The sequence below is a fragment of the Acidiferrobacterales bacterium genome (genome assembly GCA_028820695.1).
In the GTDB taxonomy this organism is placed as follows: domain Bacteria; phylum Pseudomonadota; class Gammaproteobacteria; order Arenicellales; family JAJDZL01; genus JAJDZL01.
This window is the reverse complement of sequence record JAPPIB010000040.1, coordinates 1-19,122: the sequence shown is the minus strand read 5'-3', so window position 1 is coordinate 19,122 and position 19,122 is coordinate 1. Positions and strand designations below refer to the sequence as shown.

Genomic DNA, 19,122 nt, shown 5'->3' with positions numbered 1-19,122 from the left:
ATTTGCGGGCTTGGGGCGAACGATTATATAGACAATCAGTTCTAATGCAAATTCTTAATTTCCACTGCAAATTTCGGGTATAGTGGCGTCCACCACCGTAGACAATCACTCGCAATGGCATGGCTCGGCATTGGGGCAACAGCTTGTCAGATCGGGTGCCGACAGCATCCAGCGACTTTTGCCGAGTCAATACTATAGAGTTGCCTTGCAGGTTGCCGGCCCGCCGGATGCAGGCTATCTTGATAACGTTGAGTCAGATGTTCATTTCAGGATTGATGACGCATCGCAGCCCATCGGCAATGGGGTGGATGTGGTGGCCGAAGCACAATGGCTTCCATTTGGTTCGAATTCAATTGATTTGCTTTTGCTTCCCCATGTGCTGGAATTCGCCAGGGACCCGCATAATGTACTTCGTGAGATTTCCCAATGCGTGGCGCCTGAAGGAATTGTTGTGATTGCTGGATTCAACCCGCATAGCATGTTAGGCGTCAGCAAGAACCTGCTTGGGCTGCGCAATTCAATTTTGCGCGATACGCGACTTTACTCGGTGTTGCGCGTGCGAGACTGGATGTCGTTGCTCGGTTTTGATTCGGTGGCCGGTGAGTTTGTATTCTTTCGCCCGCCAGTGGAGCAGGAGTCCCGGCTGGATCGATTGAAGCGGTTTGAGACAGTTGGCAGCCGGTGGTGGCCGGGCTTGGGCTCTGTCTATGTGCTGGTCTTCCGTAAGAAGGAATTGGGTATCAGGATGAACGGCAATCTGTTTTCGCGTGCGCTACGTAAAAAACGACGAATACTGAGTCCTGTAGCTGAACGCTGCAGGCCGAGCGATTGACTTATAGGGTGCGACGACAATACCGGTTTTGGAGATGGACACGGGTCAGCGACAATTGACGATATATACCGATGGTGCATGCTCGGGCAATCCCGGTCCTGGGGGTTGGGGTGCTGTTTTGATGTGGAAAGATAGGAAATTGGAGTTGTCCGGCGGAGAAGCCTGGACAACAAACAACAGGATGGAAATGACCGGTGCGATCAAGGCGCTTCAGGCTCTTAAGGGCAGTCGCGACGTAATTCTGTATACGGATTCCGAATATCTTCGTAACGGAATTACAGCTTGGATTGCAAAATGGAAGCGCAACGACTGGCGGCGTGGCAGTCGCGGTCTGGTAAAGAATGCAGACCTGTGGCGCGAACTTGATCAATTGAATTCGTTGCATAGGATCGACTGGAAGTGGGTGCGGGGGCACAGTGGAAATGAGTGGAATGAGCGGGCTGACGAACTCGCGCGCCAAGCTATCCCGGTCGGCGGAATGGAGTTATGAGACAGATTGTTGTTGACACAGAAACGACAGGGCTCGACTTTGAAGAGGGGCATCGGATCATTGAAGTTGCCTGTATCGAATTGAATGATCGAAAACTGACGAGAAATGAATTCCATGAGTACCTGAACCCGCAAAGAGCGATTGACCACGATGCACTGAAAATTCATGGGATTGATAACAAATTTCTTGAGTCCAAGCCAACATTTTCCGAAATTTCACAGAGTCTGTTTGAGTTCATCGAGGGGGCGGAACTGATCATTCACAATGCAGATTTCGACCTGAAATTTCTGAATTGTGAATTTGGTCTGGCTGCTGGCGAGTTTGCACAGATTGAGAGCGTTTGCAGCATCATTGATACACTCGAGATGGCCAGACGGCTACGACCTGGACGCCGCAACAGTCTGGACGCACTTGCAAGTCAGTTCGAAGTCGAACTCGCATCCGAAAGAACGCTGCACAGTGCATTGCTGGACGCAAAAATCCTGGCGGGTGTCTATCTTGCGCTAACTGCAGAACAGACTTCATTTGAATTCACAGATGTATCCCCGTACGAAACCGGTCTGCCGTCTGCAGCCGGTGACTCACCGGGTGTGCAGTCGTTCGAGATTATCGTGCAACAGGCGAGTGAAGAGGAACTGGCACTGCATGAGCAATGGCTTGATTACCTTGACGAGCAATCAGCTAAAGGTAGTGTATGGCGACGGATTGAAAATTCTCACCCGACGAACAAGACAGAATAAAGAACATTAAAAATATACGTTAATATAATGATATTTATAATTATTCAAGTTGCAATTGGTGGTGCAGCTGGTGCGGTCAGTCGTTATCTGACTAGTGTTGCGTTTGAACGGGTGGTGGGGACTGACTTTCCCTATGCGACTATGGCAGTCAATGTCGGCGGATCGTTTTTGCTTGGTGTTGTGTTTGTTTTGTTAGGCGGACTGAACGGTGATGCCGCTCGTTTGGGACCGTTGATCATGGTTGGGTTTCTGGGTGGATTCACAACATTTTCCACATACTCGCTGGATGGTTGGATTCTGTTTCAGAACGGTAGAATTACTGAGGCCTTGCTATATATATTCGGTTCAGTTTTTCTGTCTCTCACTGCGATTGTTGCGGGCATTTTCCTGACTCGGTTTCTACACAATTGAATCCTGAAATTGATTCGGACGGATTTCAGCAATATGCCATACGCAATGGATGCCGTTATGGTTGACCGACATGAATTGCAATCAAGAGTTATAGGTCACTTGTCGATTCCGCTTTGAACCTGGGCGGTGTCGCGCCCGCCACCTCCTTGGACACGGCGTGCGTTCATGTTTTCCGTGCGCATCGTCACTCAATGGTCTTTTTTCAGACTAGTCGCCAGACTGTCACCAGCCAGGGTTGTTTTTCCCGCGGTTGCCCTGCCGGACGGTAATAGTGGTACAGTTCTTCAAATCCCGCCTGAGTCACGTAGCTTCGCCAGGTTTCCAAATCATGGAAGCAGCCATATCGTCCGCCAACCCATCCCTCCTCATTTCTACCTCTCGGATTTGAGCACAACAGCACACCACCCGGTTTCAGGCAGGCAGCGAGTTCGTTCAGAACCCGGTCGATCTGTCCCGAAGGCACGTGAAACAGTGACGCATTTGCGAAGATTCCATCGAAATGAGTATCCGGCAGCGAAAGTTGAAGAAAATCCTGGTGCAGCACCTGACAATCAGTTTTGGTACGTGCCATATCAACGAACTCACTTGAGCCGTCTAGGCCGACCACTTCGTGACCGAGTTCGACAAATCGGCATAAATCCCGACCGGGTCCACAGCCAAAGTCCAGAATGACGCGGGGACCATCGCCTTCAATCGCATCAAGCAAAGCATTGATGTTCTGAGAGACATCATGATCGGCGGTTCCATTACAGTAGGCGATCGCCATGCGGTTATAGACCGCAATTGTTTCCGAGCAAACCTGCTGTGCATGGACCGCGTCCTGACCTGGAGCCAAAGTGCTCATGATGACAGTCAACGCCGCGCTTTGACAAGCACCACCGACGTCTCGGTCTGCCGTTCGGGTATGGTCCAGTATCTTCGAAGCAGCGTAGGTATTTCCGATGCCGATACCAGCTCGAATCCATGTCGCTGGTAGAACGCAATGGCCCATTGAGCCGCAGCCCACGTGCCGACGAGAATCGGGCAGTCCAGGCGTTCACACAGCCTGACAAGCAATTGCGACCCAATTCCTGACCGCTGGTGTTGAGGCCTGACATAGGCGTGGCGAACCAGCGTGACATCTTCGACGCTCTGGGTACCCATCACGCCGATGAGCCCGATTCCGGTGATTTCATAGCCGTCGAAATTCACTCCAGCGGCGATTTCATCCGCCAGTTCTTCAGCGGACATGTAGGGTTCTTTCCACCGGTCATTCGGAATAATGCCTCTATAGATCTCAGCGGCCTCATTTATGATGCCGAGTATTTGATTGAAGTCGCTTTGTTCGCAATGTCTGATCATCAGCGTGCAAGAAGTGAATCCAGTGGTGTGAAGTTCTGAGTGTTCGTGACCCTTTGAAAACAAAATCACGGACGCTGTCATTGTAAATTTAGGAATGCATTGAATTCAATTGGCAAAAACGAAAACAGGATCGATGGATTATGGCTGTTCTGAGAGTTCAAAACGTGCCCGCCGTGAAGGTCAGGCTGCCGCCGCTGTAAAAGAGGCACAACTCATAGCGTCTGGTCCCGTTTCCGCGTTTCACGCAACCACTGAGTTTTGGCGATTTCGGTGGCAGCACTGTTCCTCTCCCTGCACCTGCTCTTCGGCCTCGTTGCCCCGACTGCTGCGCAGACGATTGAGCCGTCGACTACAGAAAACACAGCAGCGATCTAGCACAAGGTTTGAAGGACTCCTTCACTGTCACCGGTATACCGGCAAACTCGACCGCTCCGGTCACGCATTCGTTAACCTGAGTTCATCTGGCAGTTTGATGCTCCGGTCCGCGTAAATCAATACGGGTAAAGGGATTATTCCGGAATTACGGCCAGGTCAACCTGTCCGTGCACTGGGTACAGATATACAGGATGCAGAGACACATGATGTGATATATTGTCAATTATAACAAAGAGTTAGGCAGCTACAGGCGGAATAATACTGGATGAAGTTCAGATTAAACCTGACGCTCACGCGGAAGGCCGAAGTGTTAGGAAAGAAATATTCTCAAGTTACTTTATAATCGTCTGCATGATGTCAACTATTCAGTAGGTAGGCGAAGTGCTATGAAAGAAAATATTCTGGTTGCTCTAGATGGCAGTGAATGTGGTGAACGCGCCCTCGCAGCAGCGACCAAGCATGCTCAGATTACAGACTCAAGACTTTTTTTGACCTATGTAATTGACTGGTCACCATATACATTCAACACACCTGAAGAAAATGAGCAACGCCATCAGCGTCGTGAATCAGAAATTCAGAAAGCAAGCGAGACAATAGTCAACCCGAAAGCTCAGGAGCTGAAAGATGCCGGTCTTGACACCGAGACTGTCGTTCGCCATGGCAAGATTGCGGAAACTCTGGTAAACCTGACCAGTGAACTTGATATTGATCAGATTTTTATCGGTAAAATTGGTGAATCCCGTTTGCAGACTATGATATTCGGCAGTGTTACCGCCGCGCTAGTTCAAACATCATCAGTACCGGTAACTGTCGTTCCATGAGTGGGTTCGACACGCTTTACAGGTACGTTAGCTTACACCAGGAGGATATCTATCATGGGCAGAGTCTTTTTAGCCCTTGGTTTGCTGGCTTGTTCGGCGACCAATGCTTACGCGGGGATTGACGAAGCAATCAACAGTGCAACTGCACCGATCGCGTCATTCATCGGAAAAGTTGTATTTTTCAAAGTTCCAATCGGCGATGCCGCCTTGCCTGTAGTGGTACTGTGGTTGGTGGTCGGTGCCGTTTTCTTCACCTTTTATATGCGGTTTATTAACCTGCGGGGATTCAAGCACGCGTTGCAGTTAATCCGAGGTGATTACGCTGACCCCAAAAGCCATGGTGAGGTCTCCCACTTCCAGGCGCTGGCGACTGCGGTCTCGGGCACTGTCGGCATCGGTAACATTGGAGGTGTCGCGGTTGCGGTCACCGTCGGTGGGCCGGGTGCGACGTTCTGGCTGATCATGGCCGGGTTCCTGGGTATGTCAACAAAATTCGTTGAATGTACATTGGGAGTCAAGTATCGCGAAGAATTCGAGGACGGGCATGTTTCAGGCGGTCCGATGTATTACCTCAGAAAAGGTTTTTCTGAACGCGGTATGGAGGGTTTCGGTAAGTTCATCGGTACATTCTATGCAATTGGCATCTTTATCGGTGCCTTGGGGATTGGCAACATGTTCCAGTCAAACCAGGCATACGTCCAACTCAATCACGTAGCCGGCGGTGCTTTGGATGGTTTCGGCTGGGTAGTCGGGCTGATTCTAGCCGCGGTGGTATTTTCAGTCATCGTTGGCGGTATTAAATCGATAGCCAGGGTCACCGAGAAAATTGTGCCTTTCATGGCTATTTTCTACTGCTTTTTTGCGTTGATCGTCATTTTTATGAATTCGGATGCCATACCTCAAGCGGTTGTCAATATCTTTGCAGGCGCGTTTACCGGTGAGGGAGTTGCCGGTGGTGCGCTCGGAGCGATGATCATTGGATTCCAGCGGGCGGTGTTTTCCAATGAAGCCGGGATCGGCTCAGCATCGATTGCTCACTCGGCAGTCAAGACCAACGAGCCCGTCACTGAAGGCGTGGTTTCCTTGCTTGAACCATTTATCGATACGATCATAATCTGTACGATTACTGCACTGGTTATCGGCACCGCACAGGTCGCAGCTCCGGGCTTTGCCGGAGACGCACAAGGTGTCGCAATGACTTCGGCCGCGTTTGAGCGTGAATTCACCTGGTTCCCGATTCCGCTGGCATTTGCTGCGTTGCTGTTTGCCTTCTCAACCATGATTTCCTGGTCTTACTATGGCCTGAAAGGATGGACTTACATGTTTGGCGAAGACGAGAGAGGTCAGACGATTTACAAGATCATATTCTGTGGTTTCGTGGCGCTGGGGTGTATCGTCCAACTCGGTCCGATATTGGATATATCAGATGCTTTAGTTTTTCTGATCTGTGTTCCCAATATTCTGGGACTGTATTTCCTCGCACCTATTGTGAAAAGGGAGATGGAGTCTTACTTTGCCAGAGTCGAGAGCGGCGAGATCAAGAATTTCAGAAATACCGGATCGTAGTCTCAGACAATAGTATCTTGGTTAACATACTTCCCGGCAGTCAACGGGTGCAAAAAGCCTGCGTTAAACGCAGGCTTTTTGCTTTTTTTAACCACCGCGGGTGCGAGTCAGCCACCAGGTGTTGATCCGTCTTTGATATTTCTGCATAGGTGGCAGATTCGCAACTGAAAGCCTGACAGACAAGCGCAGTTAAATCTCTATCGGCGCTCAGACTTCGGAAAATTCCAGCATGCCCGAGCGTTAACTGAATTCGTTACCCAAGCTGGAGAGGCGCTTGCGAGTGAGCAGATGTGTACGAATCGTCGTTATGCTCAATGAGTTTGGCTTTGTTCTCGGAGCATCGACTGCGATCATCCTCGGATTTTCATGGATGCGAAACCTGCAAGCCTGAAGTCTCTGCCACCCCGGCAGAAAGACTATAGATTGAACAGGTGATAGACTAGAATCACTGCAAAAGTCACCACGACCGAAATGATCATCAGATCGACTGTTCGCTCGTTTGCCAATCTGGATGACCTTCCGGTGAATCGGGCAATTCCTTTGAAGGTGTTCTTTGCCAGACCAGTGAGTAATGAGTATCCATACAACACCAATGTTTGGACTATGTAGGCACCGGTTTTGTATGCCGCGAACAGGCCTTTGCGATAGACCCATTCGACGTCGATGTTTACACTTCGCAGTTCCGGGGGATAGATACCGGAGAGCTTGAGCCAGACGAAGGCCAAAGCCGAAAACAGCAGAATCTGAATTTGAGCCAGAACATGAGTCGTATCGTAGGCAGTGTAATTGGTTTCATATGGCAGCAGGCCATACAGGAATTGCGGAAAACTTCCGATTCCGATGCACAGAAAGGCCGCGATTCCCATAGCAATCAACATACTTGTCGGCGCTTCCTTCACACGAATTCCCGAGTCGTGGGAGAAGAACGCAAAAAATGGAATTTTTATTCCAGCGTGATGGAAGACGCCGGCTGAGGCGAACAACAGTGCGATCCAGATAATCATATATCCTTCTTCGAGTGCGGCAGACATGACCATGGACTTACTGACGAAACCGCTGAATAATGGAAACGCCGAGATGGACGCCGCACCGACGATGCATAAAGCCGCGGTCTTGGGCATGGACTTGTAAAGACCGCCTAGATCAGATCCGTTCATCTTGCCGGTCCGGTAAAGTACCGCACCCATGGACATCATCATCAGGCCCTTGAATATGACATCATTGAATGCGTGTGCGGTCGCACCGTTAATCGCAAGTTCAGTTCCAATTCCGATTCCGCATACCATGAACCCGATCTGGTTGATCATGCTGTAGGCGAGCACGCGCCGGAGGTCATTTTCAATGACTGCGTAGAAAATCGGAAAGCAGGTCATAAGTGCACCGATATAGATCAGTGACTCCGTCCCCGCAAAGCCTCTTGCCAGGGCGTAGACCGCAACCTTTGTCGTAAACGCACTGAGAAAAACGGTTCCGTCAGGTGTGGACTCAGGATAGGCATCCGTCAGCCAGTTGTGAAGCAGCGGAAAGGCACATTTGATTCCGAATGCGATAAATATCAATAGAGCCGCTGTACCAGACAGTCCCATATGGGTAAATTCAATGCTTCCGGTCTGACTGTAGTGCAGTACCGCACCAGCCAGCAGCAACAGACCGGAAATGATCTGTATGACCAGGTAGCGAACACCTGCCTGAGCTGCCTTGGCGGAACCGCTGCATATCACGAGATAGGCGGACGAAAACGCCATCAGTTCCCAGAAAACAAACAACGAAATCAAGTCTCGGCAAAACACAGCGCCGAGTGCTGAACCTGCATAGATCAGTGCCGCCGCCTTCGAAATCGGATTGGTCATTCGCCAGGAGAAAATTCCCCCGAAGATTGCGGCGATGTGGAAGACATAACCGAAGACAAGACTGAGTCGGTCGGGCTTGAATATCGCGAGCTCCAACCCGGCAATCGATATCGCGACCTCCTGCTCAGCCGGGTCGGAAAGAACCAGTAGCAATCCACTGATGACAGGGACTGCAATGGCCCAAGATGACAGAGCTCTGCCTTTCAGAAGCAGTGCGCCGGCCGCACCGATGAAAAATATTGCGAATGAAGGCAATTCAGTCATGGTCGTAATACTCTTCGCTTCGCATCAGGGGCTTGCGCATCCATTTTGCGACTACCACCAGGATTACACAGGCAACAAAGCCGAACACACAGTAGAAAAACAATAGGTTCTCCCACGGATGTACCACATGCCTGTGAATGACGATATCGAGTACAAATACCAACGCGCAGGCTGCGTAGAACCATCGCAGGATTCTGCGCAATCCGACAGCGCGCGGCAGTTCTGTGTTGTTGTGCTTCTTCTCGGAGTTCGCCATCACGATGTACCGAAATTGACAATAGTGGACATCAGGTCATACGCAAAGTTCGGCGCGGCAAACAGAACGATGCATCCCGCCGAGCAGGTCAGCATCGCAATCCTGGTCGAAATCGGTGCCTCACTGACTTCGGTTGCACTGTCGGTAGCGGGATAAAACGCACGAACGACAATTGGCAGCAGATAGACTGCACTGAGCAGTGAGCCGAGTATCAGCGCACCAAGAAGTATCCACTCATGCGTTTCGACGATTCCCAGAAGCAGATACCACTTGCTCCAAAGTCCACCCGTTGGCGGTGCACCGACAATCGAAATGCTGCCGATCAGAAATGCGGTCATGGTCACCGGCATCTTCCGCCCGATGCCGCGCAACTGGCTGATCTGCGTTTTGTGTGCAGCGACCAGAATCGCCCCCGCACAGAAAAACAGCGTGATCTTCCCGAATCCATGCATAAGCATGTGCATTCCGCCACCAACAATTCCCCAAGCATTGGCCGTCATGGCACCAAGCACAATATAAGATAACTGTCCGATTGTCGAGTACGCCAGTCTCGCTTTTAGATTGTCCTTTCTAAGTGCGATGATTGCCGTAGCGATGATGGTGAACGCAGCGACATAGGCAAGAAAATTGTGAGCGGGCAAAGAAGCGACAAGATCGACGCCGAACAGATACACGCATATTTTCAGGATCGCAAATACACCGGTTTTCACAACAGCAACTGCGTGAAGCAGCGCACTGACCGGGGTCGGCGCAACCATCGCGGTAGGCAGCCATCTGTGAAACGGCATCAGTGCCGCCTTGCCAATTCCAAATATGTAAAGCACCAACAGGATATTGAGTACCGTCCTGCTGTGATTGGAATCGAATACACCGCCGGCCTGAAAATCCAGGTGACCGGCCATTTGCCATGTCCAAATCAGGGCAAGGAGGAAAAAGCCGACCGATGTGCCAAGCAATATGAAAAGGTAAATCCGCCCGGCTCTCTTGGCCTTGTCGTCCCCTTTGTGAGTGACCAGCGGAAATGTTGACAGTGTCAGTGCCTCATAAAACAGAAACAGGGTAAAACCATTGGCTGCAAACGCAGCTCCCAGCGTGCAGGAAATCGCGATCGCGAAAAACATGAAAAAACGGGTCTGATTCTGTTCATGATGCCCGCGCATGTAGCCAATCGAGTAGATTGATGTAACAATCCACAGGAAGCTTGCCATCAGTGCGAACAGCATGCCCAACGGTTCGGCCCTGAATGCAATTGATACACCCGCAAAGGGTTCAATCAGTGTGAGTTGGGGTTCGACACCGTGTCTGACCGATAGGTAAACGATGGCAACCAGAATGAACGTGATGACCGAAGCGATGATGGTTGCTGTCTCGCGCAGATTCGGGTAACGCGACAATAATCCGATCGGCCCGACCGCTCCGAGAGGAACGAGAATCGACAGAAGCAGGGCGAACTGAGCGGTGATCATGATGAGAATCCGAAGATCGCTTCAGCCGCGCGAAGTGCCTGTGCGCCGGTAAATTGTGCGTTGACGCCGAAGTAGATATTGGCGATAACCAGTACCCAGGTCGGGATCAGCAGCGACAGCGGCGCTTCCGATCTTGTGCAGGTGGAATCGGGGTCAGGTCTGAAGTAGGCGGTTTCCACTACTTTCCAAACGTAAGCGGCCGTCACCAGGGACCCGGCAAGGACCAGCGCGGCCAACCACCACATATCCAATTCAAGGGCTGCTGTCACCAGGTACCATTTGCTGACGAATCCTGTCGTGAACGGAATTCCGATCAGACTCAATCCTCCGATGAGGATGGCGGCTGTCGTCCACGGCATTGTTCTCCCTGCGTTTTTCAGTGAATCGAGTGTGGTTGAGCCGGTTGTCACGAACAGGCAGCCGATCGCCATGAATACGGCGGTTTTCATCAGGGCATGGTTGAAAAGATGAAGAAAGGAAGCGGCGACCCCGGCTGATGTCGCAAGTCCCAACCCGATCGCCATATAGCCGATTTGACCGATGCTTGACCAAGCGAACATCCGCTTGAGGTCCTTGCGGAAGAAGGCGATGGTCGAGGCGACAAACGCACCCGCAATTCCTGCGGCCAGGATGATCAGGTAGGCGACCGTTGAATTGGCGAAAAAACCAGCGGGGAAGATCGTGAGCACGAGTCGCATGAATACATAAATTGCGGCCTTGGTCGCGGTACCGGCGAGAAAAGCAGTGACTGCGTTCGGTGCGAATGCATAGGCGTTCGGCAACCAGCTGTGAAACGGAAACAAGGCCATCTTGATGCTGAGTCCGACAGCAATGAAACCGAAGGCGACCAGTACGGTTCTTGGTGCGGCCACGTCGGGGAGTCTCTGTGCCAGATCAGCCATGTTCAGGGTACCGGTCAGGGCATAGAGCAGACCGATACCTATCACATAGAAGGTCGCGGCGACTGTACCGACAATCAGGTAGCGCAATGCGGCTGTGAGTGCGCGTCTGTCGGTGCCAAAACTGACCAAAATATAGGTGGAAAGTGAAGAGACTTCCAGAAAGACGAAAACGTTGAAGACATCGCCGGAGATTGTGATCCCACAAAGGCCGGTGAAGCACAACAACCAAGCGGTATATAACCAGCTGATCCGATCATCGGGCAGTTCGCTCGGAATACTTGCCCTGGCATAGAGAATGCCAAAGACATTGATAACACTGATTATGAGAAGAACGAATGCATTGGCGTCATCAATTCTATATTCGATCCCCCAGGGCGCAGCCCAGCCGCCGAGTGCGTAGATGATCGTGCCATTTGTCTGAACCTGTTCCAGTATTGCGAACGCAATGACACTGCACAGCACACTGACAACCATCGCGACTGCCCAAGTCACCCGTGGCAGACGGACGATCGTACATAGTGGCGCTGCGATCAGTGGCAGAATGATTTGCAGGGCACTGAGGTGTGGCGTCAACGCGTTCACTCGTTTATGACTTCCCGGACATCGTGATCGTCAATTGTTCCGAAAGCGGAGCGGATCCTTACAATCAGGGCTAACCCGAGTGCCGTTGTCGCGACACCGACTACAATTGCGGTAAGTATGAGAACATGTGGCAAGGGGTTGGAGTAAACCTCCGGCTGGCCGGTCAGGATGGGTGCGGTTCCTCCACTGACTTTCCCGATACTGATATACATGATAAAGACCGATGTCTGGAAAATGTTCAGTCCGATAATCTTCTTGATGTAATTGTTGGCAGCAATGACGATGTACAAACCGGTCATCATCAAGGCGATGACCGCCCAGTAATTGAACATCCCTAGGAACGTTGTCATGCGTCAGTCCTGTGCGGCATCTTGCTCGTTGTCCGGATGTCGGTAGTTCGCGTAACTGAAAAACAGACAGATCATGACCGACGCAACAGTGATTCCGACTCCGAGTTCAATCAACAATATCCCCACATGCTGACCTGCAACAGGGTCGGAAAGAAGTACGCTATAGTTCAGAAACTCCCCACCCAACAGCATACCTGCCACACCGACGATGGTGTACAGGAGCACGCCGACTGCTGCCATGCAGTAAATCAGCGATTGGGGAACCACCCGAACAGCCGAATCCTTGCCGAAAATCAGTCCGTAGAGTATGAATCCGGCACCGAATATGACACCTGCCTGAAATCCCCCGCCCGGACCATAATCGCCGTGGAACTGGACATACAGGGCGAACAGGATAATGAATGGAATCAGTATCTTTGCTACGAGATTCAATACCAGATGCTGTTGCATGGAACTAATCCTCTCTGCGTCGGGCTGTCCTGCCCAGAAGCGATATCACACCGATTCCTGCGGTAAAGATCACGACTACTTCCCCTAGCGTATCGTAACCCCGGTAGCTTGCCAGTACCGACGTGACGACGTTTGGAATCCCGATTTGCTCCGAAGACTCCTCAAGATAGTAGGGCGCCACATGTACATTTGGCGGGGCTGTCGCATCAGCAAACTGCGGCATGTCGGACATTCCCCACAGTAATGCGCCACCGAGTCCAAGCGCGGCACACAGTGCCAGTACAGGTTTTCGACGGTGAATGGCTTCGATGCGAGCCCCCGTCAGTGACATCGCACTCAGCATCAGAACTGTTGAAATTCCCGTACCCACTGCCGCTTCAGTGAATGCGACATCAACCGCATCCAGCACGACAAACAGGGTCGCGCACAGCAAGCTGTAAATGCCATAAACCATAACGGCTCCGAACAGCATGGTCATGCGCGATACATAGATTGCAGTTGCCAGCAGGAAGGCCAGCAATACCACATTGACAATCAATTCGATGGCCGATTACCTCCTCTGTCTGTCAAGGGTGCAAGTCCCGCGTGAATTGCTGTTTTGGCAAGCGCATGCGAGGATGTCGGGCTGGTGAGGAAGATGAATATCAAAATGAACAGAAGTTTCACCGCAACGAGACTGATGCCAGCCTCAACAATCAATCCGGCAACAATAAAGCCGATACCTGCGGTTTCTGTGATCCCAGTTGCGTGAATTCGACTGAAAAAATCAGGGAATCGCAGGACTCCAAGGCTGCCAACAAGAACACACAGGACACCGGCAACGAGGCAGATGTCGCGAACGATGGGCAAGAATTGCTCAGTCACGACACTTCATCCTCCGCTTGTTTGCCGGCATGGCCCAAGTCGCCGTACTGGAAGTACTTGAGTACTGCAATCGTGGCAATGAAGTTGCAAAGTGCGTACACCAATGCAATGTCGAGAAATTCCGGGCGCTCGGTCATGAATCCATACAAAGCGAGCACAATGACCGTTTTTGTGCCGAAGTTGTTGATTGCCAGCAGCCGGTCGAAAATAGTCGGCCCCATGAAGGCTCTGGCGAGCAGCAACACCATCGCGACCAAAACTGCGAATAGTGCTGCGGTAATCATGCCTTTTTACCGCGGCTGTTGTATATCCTGCGTACCCGGTCGGCCATGTCACCGCGTTTTAGGGACTCAAGCAAGTCGCTGCGTACGGTATGGACAGTCAGGTGGTCGCCATTCACATCGACGGTGAGTGTTCCCGGCGTCAGTGTGATGGAGTTAGCGTAGATGACCTTTTCCAAATCGTCCATGCCTTTTGCTGACAGATCAATCACTTCCGGGCTTACGCGGCCACCGTTGGTCAGAATCATTCTCGCCACAGTGATGGTGGACAACACAATTTCCTTAGCCAGCCAGACCAGGTAAATGCAAAAAGCCATCAATATTCTCGGCGACCATTTCTGGATGGCACTGCCGCCGTGGTCGGCAACATCCATCCGTTTGGCGATCAGCGCGACTCCCACGCACGATACCAGTCCCAGACTCAGAAGCAGACCGTTGTAGTGACCTGATAAGGCAAGCCAGAAAAGGATCAGGAAAAACAATAGCGCAAGGAATGATTTCATTCGTGAACGAATCTATGATTTATCTGTGTTCTTTATATAACTTAAAGTCGCCATACTGCAGTTATACTAACTGCAATTGAGTCTCGGATTCGCTCCTTGGCCGGACTGGTGCGACCGCTTGAAAGGCGCGGCAGTGAACCCAACGGCATTACTGTTTCTGAAACTTGATTCTGATCAGATTTTAACACTCCGAATGTTACCGAACAGGTGAAACTATGACCGGGTCGTCGATTTCAATGAAGGGCGGTGGATATTACTCCAAGAATACGCAAGGCGCGAAACATGTCATTGATCGGGCAGGTGATCACGTAATCGAGGAGCTTGCAGGAATCAATAATCTTGATGACGACCGCCCGTTTTCGATCGTCGATTATGGCGCGGCGGATGGCGGAACCTCGATGGGATTGGTTGCCCGCATCGTAAAGGCAGTCCGTGCCCGTGCAAAGTCCAGACAAATCACGGTTACCTATACCGATCTCCCGCACAACGATTTTTCCGCGCTTTTTCGATTGATGTACGATCCTGCCATGGGCGAGGAAGCGTATGTTCTGCACAATGACGGTGTCTACGTAAACTGTTCAGGTACGAGTTTCTATGATCAGATTGTTCCCGATTGCAGTGTGGATATCGGGTTTTCAGCCACTGCGATGCACTGGTTGAGCACGCTTCCGGGCTGCATTGACGATCACGTACACGCTGTCGGGGCCGTGGGAGATCAGTGGCAGACGTTCTGTAATCAAGCCTTGGAAGACTGGTGCACGATCCTGGCCAGACGGGCGCGGGAACTGGCACCCGGTGGACGACTGGTGATGGCGAACTTCTGTATTGACGAAAGTGGCCGTTACCTTGGCAATACAGGCGGTGTCAACATGTTCGACGCATTCAACATGCTGTGGAAGGAACTCGCAGATGAAGGTGTGATTTCAGATGCTGAGTATCAGGCGACCGCTTTTCCTCAGTTTTACAAGACAATCGATCAGTTCGCCATGCCTTTCGAGGAGTCGGACAGTGCTGTGACCCGCGAAGGTCTCAGACTGAAGACCATGTATACCGGTGTCACGAAGTGCCCTTATCGTGCGGAATTCGATCGGGTCGGCGATCCGGTTGCGTTTGCGGATGCCTATGTCCCGACCCTGAGGTCGTGGAGCGAGATCGTGTTTTTCGGAAGTTTGGATTCTTCACGCCCAGTGGAGCAGCGACGCGAGATCGTCGATCAGCTGTACTGCAACTACAACACGCTTGTCAGAAAGGAACCTGACAGGCATGCCATGGATTATGTGCACACCTACCTGGTTGCCGTCAAGGAACGATAGTGTGTCTGACTATGGGATCGATCGGCAGCAACTGAGCGATTGTTGTTTCCTGCTCCAGCAAATATCCAGCTGACAGCAAGGAAGGCTCGCCGCGCGGCGGGGCAGTTATCTGAATTCCAACGGGCAAACCGCTATCTGTGAATCCCGCAGGCAACGCCAGTGTGGGGCAGCCGGTCAGAGTGATTGCGAAGGTGATGGCGATCCACTCGAAATAATTGCTGAAGACATACTCTCCAATCGACTCAACATATCGCTGATCAACGTCAAACGGCTCGACGATCGCACACGGCGAAACAAGGAGGTCGTATTGATCGAAAAATTCCGCCAGCGATTCGAATATCCTGGCCTGGGTTCGCTGAGCCTGTCCAATGTCATCAGCAGACAACTTCATGCCTTGCTCGATATTCCAGACAATTTCAGGCTTCAGCAGATCTCTGTTCTGACTGTACTCCTGCGCAAAATTCATTGCAAACGAAGCACCGCGCAGAACATTGAAACTCTCAATCGCACCAGCGAAGTCTGAACACTTTTCTTCGATGATAGTATCGAAGTGCTGGAAATATCCGGTCGCCTCCCGGCAGATCGCGTCGATTTTCGGATCAACGTGAGTTACGCCAAGGTCTGACGAATATGCAATTCTTTTCGGAGCAATTGGATTTCTGATTGAATGCATATAGGGATTGGTTGGAGCGGGCAGGCTCAAAGGGTCGTGAGTGTGACTTGCGGACATTGCGTCAAGAAACAATGCGATATCCTGGGTGTTGCGGGCGATCGGCCCGTGAACATGCAATGCGTCGAACGGATCCAACGTGTGGTTTCTGGGAACACAGCCGGGACTCGGGCGTAATCCGACAACCGAATTGAAACTTGCAGGTGTCCTGAGGCTCCCGCCAAAATCGCTGCCGGTTGCCAGCCAGACTTCACCGGTTGCTACACCGGCACACGCACCGCCAGATGAGCCCGCAACCGACTTTGTCGTATCCCAGGGATTGCGTGTCTTGCCGAAAACCTCGTTGAAGGTGCTTGCGCCGGCGGCGAATTCCGGAGTATTGGATTTTCCCATCATGATCGCGCCGCGTGACTCAAGCAGTTGAACGAGAATGTTGGACGCTGGGGGAATGTAATCGGCGTAAATCGGCGAGCCGAACGTGGTTCGCACCCCCGCGGTTTCCAATGTATCCTTGATTGAAATCGGCAGGCCGCCGAGCCAGCCCCGAACATGGTGGGTATCCGGCGGATTGTTCTCGATTTCCCTGGCCCGTTCCAGCGCTTTGTCGATGCACACAGTTGGCATCGCGTTGATGAGTGGCTCAACTTGCGCAATTCGTTTGGCACTGATCTCGACAAGTTCTGTCGGTCGTACCTGTTTTTCTGCCAGCAGTTGGGTGATTTCGCAGGCAGACTTGGTCAATAACTCATTCATTGCTCAGGAATCACAGGTTTACGCTGGTTCACGCGTTCGACGAAATACATTTCAGCTCTCAGATTCCGCTTGTGCGTCTACCGAGACCGAAGCGGTTGTGCGGTTCAGTTCGCTCTCAAATGGATGCCCGTTCTGCCAGCCGAGACGGCCTGTTGCTCGGAAATGCTCAAGACGACGGATGGTGATTTCTGCGAAGACGGGGTCCGAATCAATAGTGTAGCATTTGCGATTTGAAATTTCTGATGCCAGCAGGGTTGTACCAGAGTGTGCAAAAAAATCAATGACGAGATCGCCGTCACAAGAACCGGCGCGAATGATCCTGTCGATGGAATTGATGGGCTTTTGCGCATAACAACCTGAAACATTTTCGTCCATTCGATAAAAGATTTGCTGGATATCAACCCAGACATTACCCGCCCGAATGGTTTTGGAGCGACTGCGTTCGAAGTTTTCAGTTGACTCGCCGTTGACGTCCTTGTAGTAACCGCGCAGAATTTTCGGAATGTCCGTATAGTCGGCATCAATATTGAAGCCGGGATTTCCCTTGACGTAGTAGAGCAATTCCTGGCGGACAGCCATCCAGTTTTTCTGTGTTCCGTAACCGCGTTGATTTCTCATCGTAATGAGACTTCTCGGTCGGAACGGCATGTCACGCATCATGATCATAAAATCTGGCAATGGTTGAAAATCATTCTTCTGGTCGGCGCCAAGCCAGATATACATGGATGAGTCCGGGCTTAACGCGGTGTCTGTAATCTCAACCCACTTTTTACACCATCGGAGGTATTCCTCAACCGGCTGTCTCTCGAATGCGGCGAGATTGTATGGCGGATCATGAACGGCAAGTTGAGCGCGGTCCCGCTTCATGATCTGTTTCACTTCGTGCTTGTCGGCGGCGTCCAGGCATCCAACCCGATGTCCACGCAGACTGTCTACCCAGACATCCCCCCGCTGTAACCGGCAAAAGGGTTGGAGGCACTCTCGGATCTGAGCGTGCGAATCCAGTCTTGGCAGGGGATTGTGATGCATTTCCGGGGCAGTTCACCTGATGTGACAAACTTGATTGCGAAAAGACCTCGAGTCAGACATTCAAGGATTTTTCCCGGAGAGATTCGTAAAACGGCAAGTGATGCTCATAATACTTCTGCATACTTGGATACTTCTGACTCAGATCCAAAAACATCTCATTTTTCGCGTCCGCCTCTTCAGGCGTTATTGGAAGAATTCCTCGTGAGGCGACTACGTCGCCATGCCACCCTTCGACCTGCTTCCAGTCTTCCGGAAGTTGGTCACCCCATTCGAATGCATCGTCGACATAAGACAGACCAACTTCACTCCACATGGCACCCATCACTCGCTTTGCATCCTCCCGGATTCTTTCAGCCTCTACAATTACACACTTGCAGGATGAGCAAAGGCCAAGATAGTGCTGGTACTGAGCCTCCAGTCCGATTTCATCACAGGTGACCTCAGGGTCCAGCTCAAAGTAAGACAGTATGGAGGCGATGGGGTTGCAGATCAAAAAGCAGTTGACGAGGCGCTCGTTGAATGCTGTGTCTTCCAGTATGTGAGGAACGACGTAATAACTCATGTCCTTGAAGAATACAGGAGCGGACTCGGCTTGCCTGAGTATCAGATCCCGTACATCTTCGTACTTTACGGGATGGTCTTCCTGCACGTCGAAATGCGGGATCACACGCGCTTTTCTGTTGACATAGTAATCGTAAATGAACGGCTCGTGAAAACACGTCAGATCTCCGCGCTCGCGCATTATCCGTTCGACAGCAGTGGACATTGATCGTGGATGTGACCACAGTGCGTAGATTGGGTACATATTTTCCTTTCCCTATGACGGTATCGGTGTTGGAGTCGTATGCATATTCTACTGTTTTGCCGTGCACGACAATGAAGTGGAATCAGGACATTGAATCCACAAGCCTGAACAAACGGGCGGTTGGCAATCTCTCGAACAATACCGGCAGATATGGTCTACCCTGAAATCGCGTTAGAGCATTATTTTCGCATCAACAGCCCGATTCTGG

Annotated in this window: 22 protein-coding genes; 7 read left to right on the top strand and 15 right to left on the bottom strand. The window is 51.4% G+C overall.

Annotated features, from left to right (window positions below):
• The first annotated feature begins 82 nt into the window (after positions 1-82).
• From OXI60_05415 to crcB, 4 genes are read left to right on the top strand one after another with little or no spacing between them, the layout of a single operon-like run.
• Positions 83-832: a methyltransferase domain-containing protein gene (locus OXI60_05415; GenBank protein MDE0309254.1), complete on the top strand. Its 750-nt coding sequence runs from the start codon at positions 83-85 to the stop codon at positions 830-832.
• Positions 833-866: 34 nt separating this feature from the next.
• Positions 867-1,322, top strand: a complete 456-nt coding sequence (gene rnhA, locus OXI60_05410; GenBank protein ID MDE0309253.1) for a ribonuclease HI — start codon at positions 867-869, stop codon at positions 1,320-1,322.
• Entirely contained in the window at positions 1,319-2,062 is a 744-nt protein-coding gene (gene dnaQ / locus OXI60_05405) for a DNA polymerase III subunit epsilon (GenBank protein MDE0309252.1), read from the top strand. The genes rnhA and dnaQ overlap by 4 nt, the downstream gene beginning before the upstream one ends.
• A gap of 27 nt (positions 2,063-2,089) precedes the next feature.
• Entirely contained in the window at positions 2,090-2,473 is a 384-nt protein-coding gene (gene crcB, locus OXI60_05400; GenBank protein ID MDE0309251.1) for a fluoride efflux transporter CrcB, read from the top strand.
• A 202-nt stretch (positions 2,474-2,675) separates the two neighbouring features.
• Here crcB and OXI60_05395 read toward each other — a convergent pair whose 3' ends face one another.
• Both OXI60_05395 and OXI60_05390 read right to left on the bottom strand, forming a co-directional pair.
• Positions 2,676-3,317 (bottom strand): class I SAM-dependent methyltransferase, encoded by a 642-nt coding sequence (locus OXI60_05395; GenBank protein ID MDE0309250.1) that lies wholly within the window; start codon positions 3,315-3,317, stop codon positions 2,676-2,678.
• Positions 3,318-3,325: 8 nt separating this feature from the next.
• Positions 3,326-3,814, bottom strand: coding sequence for a GNAT family N-acetyltransferase (locus tag OXI60_05390; protein ID MDE0309249.1), 489 nt, complete (start codon positions 3,812-3,814; stop codon positions 3,326-3,328).
• A gap of 761 nt (positions 3,815-4,575) precedes the next feature.
• Here OXI60_05390 and OXI60_05385 point away from each other — a divergent pair.
• Positions 4,576-5,010, top strand: coding sequence for a universal stress protein (locus tag OXI60_05385; protein ID MDE0309248.1), 435 nt, complete (start codon positions 4,576-4,578; stop codon positions 5,008-5,010).
• 54 nt (positions 5,011-5,064) lie between these two features.
• Positions 5,065-6,576 carry an alanine/glycine:cation symporter family protein gene (locus OXI60_05380; protein ID MDE0309247.1) on the top strand — a complete coding sequence of 504 codons (1,512 nt, stop codon included), beginning with the start codon at positions 5,065-5,067 and terminating at the stop codon, positions 6,574-6,576.
• A 416-nt stretch (positions 6,577-6,992) separates the two neighbouring features.
• On the opposite strand, the gene OXI60_05375 is transcribed toward OXI60_05380, so the two are convergent.
• From OXI60_05375 to OXI60_05330, 10 genes are read right to left on the bottom strand one after another with little or no spacing between them, the layout of a single operon-like run.
• Positions 6,993-8,690, bottom strand: coding sequence for a Na(+)/H(+) antiporter subunit D (locus tag OXI60_05375; GenBank protein MDE0309246.1), 1,698 nt, complete (start codon positions 8,688-8,690; stop codon positions 6,993-6,995).
• On the bottom strand, positions 8,683-8,946 hold the full coding sequence (locus tag OXI60_05370) for a hypothetical protein (GenBank protein ID MDE0309245.1): 264 nt from the start codon (positions 8,944-8,946) through the stop codon (positions 8,683-8,685). Before OXI60_05370 ends, OXI60_05375 begins: the two co-directional genes overlap by 8 nt.
• Entirely contained in the window at positions 8,946-10,412 is a 1,467-nt protein-coding gene (locus OXI60_05365; GenBank protein ID MDE0309244.1) for a proton-conducting transporter membrane subunit, read from the bottom strand. Before OXI60_05365 ends, OXI60_05370 begins: the two co-directional genes overlap by 1 nt.
• Complete coding sequence (locus tag OXI60_05360) at positions 10,409-11,896, bottom strand: monovalent cation/H+ antiporter subunit D family protein (protein MDE0309243.1); 1,488 nt, start codon at positions 11,894-11,896, stop codon at positions 10,409-10,411. Before OXI60_05360 ends, OXI60_05365 begins: the two co-directional genes overlap by 4 nt.
• A complete protein-coding gene (locus tag OXI60_05355) occupies positions 11,893-12,246 on the bottom strand; it encodes a cation:proton antiporter subunit C (GenBank protein ID MDE0309242.1) in 354 nt (117 codons plus the stop codon). The genes OXI60_05360 and OXI60_05355 overlap by 4 nt, the downstream gene beginning before the upstream one ends.
• Before the next feature lie 3 nt (positions 12,247-12,249).
• Complete coding sequence (locus OXI60_05350; protein MDE0309241.1) at positions 12,250-12,696, bottom strand: Na(+)/H(+) antiporter subunit B; 447 nt, start codon at positions 12,694-12,696, stop codon at positions 12,250-12,252.
• A gap of 4 nt (positions 12,697-12,700) precedes the next feature.
• Positions 12,701-13,234 (bottom strand): DUF4040 domain-containing protein, encoded by a 534-nt coding sequence (locus tag OXI60_05345; GenBank protein MDE0309240.1) that lies wholly within the window; start codon positions 13,232-13,234, stop codon positions 12,701-12,703.
• Entirely contained in the window at positions 13,231-13,560 is a 330-nt protein-coding gene (gene mnhG / locus OXI60_05340; protein ID MDE0309239.1) for a monovalent cation/H(+) antiporter subunit G, read from the bottom strand. The genes OXI60_05345 and mnhG overlap by 4 nt, the downstream gene beginning before the upstream one ends.
• Complete coding sequence (locus OXI60_05335; protein ID MDE0309238.1) at positions 13,557-13,844, bottom strand: monovalent cation/H+ antiporter complex subunit F; 288 nt, start codon at positions 13,842-13,844, stop codon at positions 13,557-13,559. Before OXI60_05335 ends, mnhG begins: the two co-directional genes overlap by 4 nt.
• A complete protein-coding gene (locus tag OXI60_05330; GenBank protein MDE0309237.1) occupies positions 13,841-14,344 on the bottom strand; it encodes a Na+/H+ antiporter subunit E in 504 nt (167 codons plus the stop codon). Before OXI60_05330 ends, OXI60_05335 begins: the two co-directional genes overlap by 4 nt.
• Positions 14,345-14,559: 215 nt before the next feature.
• Between OXI60_05330 and OXI60_05325 the strand changes: the two genes are divergently transcribed.
• Positions 14,560-15,657, top strand: coding sequence for a hypothetical protein (locus tag OXI60_05325; GenBank protein ID MDE0309236.1), 1,098 nt, complete (start codon positions 14,560-14,562; stop codon positions 15,655-15,657).
• On the opposite strand, the gene OXI60_05320 is transcribed toward OXI60_05325, so the two are convergent.
• From OXI60_05320 to OXI60_05310, 3 genes are read right to left on the bottom strand one after another with little or no spacing between them, the layout of a single operon-like run.
• Complete coding sequence (locus OXI60_05320; protein MDE0309235.1) at positions 15,644-17,080, bottom strand: amidase family protein; 1,437 nt, start codon at positions 17,078-17,080, stop codon at positions 15,644-15,646. The two genes, OXI60_05325 and OXI60_05320, sit on opposite strands and share 14 nt — an antisense overlap.
• A 51-nt stretch (positions 17,081-17,131) precedes the next feature.
• A complete protein-coding gene (locus tag OXI60_05315) occupies positions 17,132-18,109 on the bottom strand; it encodes a site-specific DNA-methyltransferase (protein MDE0309234.1) in 978 nt (325 codons plus the stop codon).
• 52 nt (positions 18,110-18,161) lie between these two features.
• The gene (locus OXI60_05310) at positions 18,162-18,914 is read right to left on the bottom strand and encodes a hypothetical protein (protein ID MDE0309233.1); all 753 of its coding nucleotides are present in this window, start codon (positions 18,912-18,914) and stop codon (positions 18,162-18,164) included.
• Positions 18,915-19,122: the final 208 nt, after the last annotated feature.

Bases quoted from the DNA above. Each gene is read 5' to 3' on its own strand.
- rnhA (MDE0309253.1), top strand. From the start codon at position 867: ATGGACACGGGTCAGCGACAATTGACGATATATACCGATGGTGCATGC.
- dnaQ (MDE0309252.1), top strand. From the start codon at position 1,319: ATGAGACAGATTGTTGTTGACACAGAAACGACAGGGCTCGACTTTGAA.
- crcB (MDE0309251.1), top strand. From the start codon at position 2,090: ATGATATTTATAATTATTCAAGTTGCAATTGGTGGTGCAGCTGGTGCG.
- OXI60_05395 (MDE0309250.1), bottom strand. From the start codon at position 3,317: ATGAGCACTTTGGCTCCAGGTCAGGACGCGGTCCATGCACAGCAGGTT.
- OXI60_05390 (MDE0309249.1), bottom strand. From the start codon at position 3,814: ATGATCAGACATTGCGAACAAAGCGACTTCAATCAAATACTCGGCATC.
- OXI60_05385 (MDE0309248.1), top strand. From the start codon at position 4,576: ATGAAAGAAAATATTCTGGTTGCTCTAGATGGCAGTGAATGTGGTGAA.
- OXI60_05380 (MDE0309247.1), top strand. From the start codon at position 5,065: ATGGGCAGAGTCTTTTTAGCCCTTGGTTTGCTGGCTTGTTCGGCGACC.
- OXI60_05375 (MDE0309246.1), bottom strand. From the start codon at position 8,690: ATGACTGAATTGCCTTCATTCGCAATATTTTTCATCGGTGCGGCCGGC.
- OXI60_05370 (MDE0309245.1), bottom strand. From the start codon at position 8,946: ATGGCGAACTCCGAGAAGAAGCACAACAACACAGAACTGCCGCGCGCT.
- OXI60_05365 (MDE0309244.1), bottom strand. From the start codon at position 10,412: ATGATCACCGCTCAGTTCGCCCTGCTTCTGTCGATTCTCGTTCCTCTC.
- OXI60_05355 (MDE0309242.1), bottom strand. From the start codon at position 12,246: ATGACAACGTTCCTAGGGATGTTCAATTACTGGGCGGTCATCGCCTTG.
- OXI60_05350 (MDE0309241.1), bottom strand. From the start codon at position 12,696: ATGCAACAGCATCTGGTATTGAATCTCGTAGCAAAGATACTGATTCCA.
- OXI60_05335 (MDE0309238.1), bottom strand. From the start codon at position 13,844: ATGATTACCGCAGCACTATTCGCAGTTTTGGTCGCGATGGTGTTGCTG.
- OXI60_05330 (MDE0309237.1), bottom strand. From the start codon at position 14,344: ATGAAATCATTCCTTGCGCTATTGTTTTTCCTGATCCTTTTCTGGCTT.
- OXI60_05325 (MDE0309236.1), top strand. From the start codon at position 14,560: ATGACCGGGTCGTCGATTTCAATGAAGGGCGGTGGATATTACTCCAAG.
- OXI60_05320 (MDE0309235.1), bottom strand. From the start codon at position 17,080: ATGAATGAGTTATTGACCAAGTCTGCCTGCGAAATCACCCAACTGCTG.
- OXI60_05315 (MDE0309234.1), bottom strand. From the start codon at position 18,109: ATGCATCACAATCCCCTGCCAAGACTGGATTCGCACGCTCAGATCCGA.
- OXI60_05310 (MDE0309233.1), bottom strand. From the start codon at position 18,914: ATGTACCCAATCTACGCACTGTGGTCACATCCACGATCAATGTCCACT.